Origin of the sequence: Kitasatospora indigofera (assembly GCF_014655955.1) — a bacterium.
Lineage (GTDB): Bacteria > Actinomycetota > Actinomycetes > Streptomycetales > Streptomycetaceae > Kitasatospora > Kitasatospora indigofera.
In genome coordinates this window covers 1-3,975 of the sequence record NZ_BNBO01000118.1, presented here as the reverse complement: position 1 = coordinate 3,975, position 3,975 = coordinate 1, and the positions used below count along the sequence as shown (strand labels likewise).

The following is a 3,975-nucleotide window of genomic DNA, read 5'->3' as shown; positions in this document are numbered from 1 at the left end:
CAAGAGCGCCCTCATCACCCTCGTCGAACACGCCCTCCTCGCCCGCCTCCGCTGACCCGGACGGACACCCGGATGCCCGCCCACCTGCCACGGAGCAGCGGGCGGGCATTTCGGCGGCCGGGGATGAGCGATGGATAACAGTTCGGTAGGCATTTGGTGATCGACAGTGACCTGCTGTAGCCGGGCAACGGCACTCAGCGCCAGCATCGCTCCGTTTCGCCCGATGCTGTCATCAAATGTCCGATTCCAGCGGCGCCGAACGGTCACCAACAGCTGTTTGTCCCGAATCCCTGCACGTGCTGAAATTCCAGCTACCCCGAAGACTGTTACGGCAGTTCCGCCCAGCCCCCGGGCCGCTGCCAGGGGTAGCGGTGAATTGATCCATGGCCGCCAGTCGGCCGAGAGGTTGTTGTCGAGTGAGGCGTAAGCAGCCAGTCACCCCGCAGCGGCGCTCCGAGCCCCGCCAGAGCGAGCCGAACGGTGGAGCGACCGAGCCCACCGGGTTCTCCGCGTTCACCCCGACCGAGGACCGGCCGAACGCCGGCCCCGTCGGGCCCGCGGCCGCGCCGGGCGCTTCCGAGCGCAAGCCGGGTCCCAAGCCGGAGCCCGAACCGGAGAGTGCCAAGGAGTCCGGCGGGAGGTACGAGTTCCTCGCCCCGCGCAACTGGCGGGTGCCCACCCGCCTGGTCGCGATCCTGCTGATCCCCGTCGTCATCGGCCTCGTCTTCGGCGGCCTGCGCGTCAACTCGTCCTTCGACGACTACGTCAAGGCCGACCGCGCGGTGAAGACCGCCGAGCTCGCCCGGGCCGCCACCAAGCTGGCCGACGCCCTGGAGAACGAGCGCGACCAGTCGCTGGCGCCGCTCCTGCTCAACCAGGACGCCGAGGGCAAGGTCCCCGCGCTGCGGGCGAAGACCGACGCGGCGCTCAAGGGTTACAAGGACGCGTACGCCAAGATCTCCGACGACGCCCTGCTGGCGCACCGCGACGCGGCGTTCCAGAGCCTCGTCGTCTCGCTGCCCCACCTGCGCGACAACGCCTACAAGCCCGAGCTGTTCGCCACCGCGACCCAGGCCGCCTACTCGACCCTGATCGCGCCGCTGATGGCGTACGACAACTCGGTCGGCTTCGGCAGCTCCAGCGTCACCAGCAAGGGCCGGGCGATCTACGCCATCTCGCTGGCCAAGGCCTCCGCCTCGACCCAGCGCGCGCTGATGCTGCACCTGCTGGTCGGCATCCAGGCCGGCTCCACCACCCGCTACGAGAACACCGAGCTCATCCAGCAGCTCCTGGTCTCGGCGAAGCTGGAGCAGGTCTCGATCGCCGAGTTCAACACCGGCAGCGCCCCCGAGGACGCCCGGGTGTACGCCGACGCGCTGGTCACCCAGGCCAACGCCGACGAGCGGGCCGCGCTGCGGATGCCCAACGGCACCGCGCCGACCGTCTCCGGCCTGCTCGCCATCGGCATGGCCTACAGCCAGAACGCCGCCGAGGGCCTGAGCAAGGGCAAGGCCGCCGCCGACGCGGCCATCGCCGAGGCCGTCGCCGCCGGCCTGGACCCGCCGCGCTGGTCGCAGGCGACCAGCACCCACATGGCCAGCCTCCAGGCCACCGAGAACCAGCTGCTCGACCAGGTCGTCGCCGACGCCGCGAACCTCAAGTCGCGCGCCCAGACCGACGCCCTGCTCAACTCGGTCATCGTGATCGCCGCGCTGGCCCTGGCCGGTCTGCTCACCGGGTTCATCGCCCGCTCGATGATCCTCGGCATGCGCACCCTGAACAGCGCCGCACTGGAGATCGCCAACCACCGCCTGCCGGACCTGGTCGAGCGGCTCTCCAAGACCGACCCGGACCGGGTGGACACCTCGGTGTCTCCGATCCCGCTGCACGGCAAGGACGAGATCGGCGAGGTCGCCCGCGCCTTCGACCAGGTGCACCGGCAGGCGGTCTCGCTGGCCGCCGAGCAGGCCCTGCTCCGAGGGAACGTCAACGCGATCTTCACCAACCTGTCGCGCCGCAGCCAGGGCCTCATCCAGCGCCAGCTGGCGCTGATCACCGACCTGGAGAACAACGAGGCCGACCCGGACCAGCTGGAGAACCTCTTCAAGCTGGACCACCTCGCGACCCGTATGCGCCGCAACGGTGAGAACCTGCTCGTCCTCGCGGGCGAGGAGGCCGGCCGCCGCTGGAACACCCCGGTGCCGCTGGTCGACGTGCTCCGCGCCGCCTCCTCCGAGGTGGAGCAGTACGAGCGTGTCGAGCTGGCCGGCATCCCGGAGGCCGAGGTCATCGGCGCCGCGGTGACCGACCTCGTCCACCTGCTCGCCGAGCTGCTGGAGAACGCCACCTCGTTCTCCAGCCCGCAGACCCGGGTGCTGGTCAACGCCACCCGCCTGCCGGACGGCCGGGTGCTGGTCGAGATCCACGACAAGGGCATCGGCCTCACCGCCGAGGACTTCGCCGAGATCAACGAGAAGCTGGCCGAGCCGCCCACCGTCGACGCCACCATCTCCCGCCGCATGGGCCTGTTCGTGGTCGGCCGCCTCTCGCAGCGCCACGACATCCGGGTCCAGCTGCGTCCGTCCGGCGAGTCCGCGGGCACCACCTCGCTGGTGATGCTCCCGCAGCACCTGACCGAGATGAACGCGCCGGCGGAGCCCGAGGAGCAGTTCACCGTCTCGCGGATCTTCGCCGACCAGGAGCCCGGCCAGGAGGCGTGGTCCGCGGAGCTCCAGAGCACCCGCAGCGCCGCCGAACTCGGCTTCGACGACCACCTGACCGGCCGGGGCGGCGCCAGCGGCTTCAGCCCGGCCCTGGAGGCCGTACAGCGCTCGCAGCGGCTCGACCAGGCCCGCCGCGCGGCCCTGGAGGCCGGCCCCAGCGCCGCCGAGCCGGTGGAGGCCGAGATCGAGGAGGCGCCCTACGGGACGCCCTCCGACGACTTCCAGCAGCAGGAGTACGCCGCGCCGTACGCCGAGGAGCCCTACCAGGGCGGCCAGGCGTACGACCAGGACCCGTACGGCCGTCCGGTGCAGACCGGGCAGTCCTACGGCGACGGCGGCTACGACGCCTTCCAGGGCGACGGTTACCAGGGCGACGGCTACCAGGCCGACCAGTACGGCCGGCAGCAGTACGGCCAGCAGTACGCCGAGGCCGGCTACGACGGCGGCTACCAGGGCGACGGCTACGGGCAGCAGTACGGCGGCCAGGACGACCAGTACGGGCAGCAGGAGTTCGACGGCTACCGCGGCGACTCCTACCTGGACGACGTCCGGCAGGCGCGCGAGGAGGCCGCCGGCCACCCGTACGCGCCGGAGCCCGCCGCCCTGCCGCCGGCCGCACCGTCGGCACCGGCCTCGACGCTGGCCTCCGGGCTGCCGCAGCGCCGCCCGGGCCAGCAGCTGGCCGGCGGTGGCGCCGGCCTCGGTGCCCGCGCGATCGGCGACCAGGATGCCGGCGACAAGCCGAACTGGTTCACCGGCGCCAAGGAGGCCACCGTGGACCCCGAGCCGCGCGGTCACGAGGTGTCGGCGCTCGGCGGGTACGGTCCGACCGGCCCCACCGGCCAGCCGAACCCGTCCTGGCAGTCCGCCAACGACGGTGACTGGCAGCGCGCCGAGCAGCTGCGCGAGCCGGCCGCCGGCGGGGTGACGCCCTCCGGGCTGCCGCGCCGGGTGCCCAAGCAGAACCTGGTGGCCGGCAACGCCAAGCCGACCCCGCAGGACGGCCCGCAGGTCTCCCGTACTCCGGAGGAGGTCCGCGGCCGGCTCACCAACCTGCGCCGCGGCGTGGAGCAGGGCCGTAGCGCGACGAGTGGCTCCGGTAACACCGGCAGCTTCCGGATCGACCCCGACCAGACCGACCGGTCCGGCAACGGACAGCAGAACCGCAGCACCGATCTCTTCGGCGGCTCGAACCACCAGGAGCGTTGAGTTGAGTCAGATGAGCCAGGCCGCACAGAACCTGAACTGGCTG

General features: G+C 71.9%; 1 protein-coding gene. It reads left to right on the top strand.

Going from position 1 to position 3,975, the window contains the following annotated elements:
* The first annotated feature begins 416 nt into the window (after positions 1-416).
* Positions 417-3,932 carry a sensor histidine kinase gene (locus tag IE329_RS39615; RefSeq protein WP_229928151.1) on the top strand — a complete coding sequence of 1,172 codons (3,516 nt, stop codon included), beginning with the start codon at positions 417-419 and terminating at the stop codon, positions 3,930-3,932.
* Positions 3,933-3,975 lie beyond the last annotated feature (43 nt).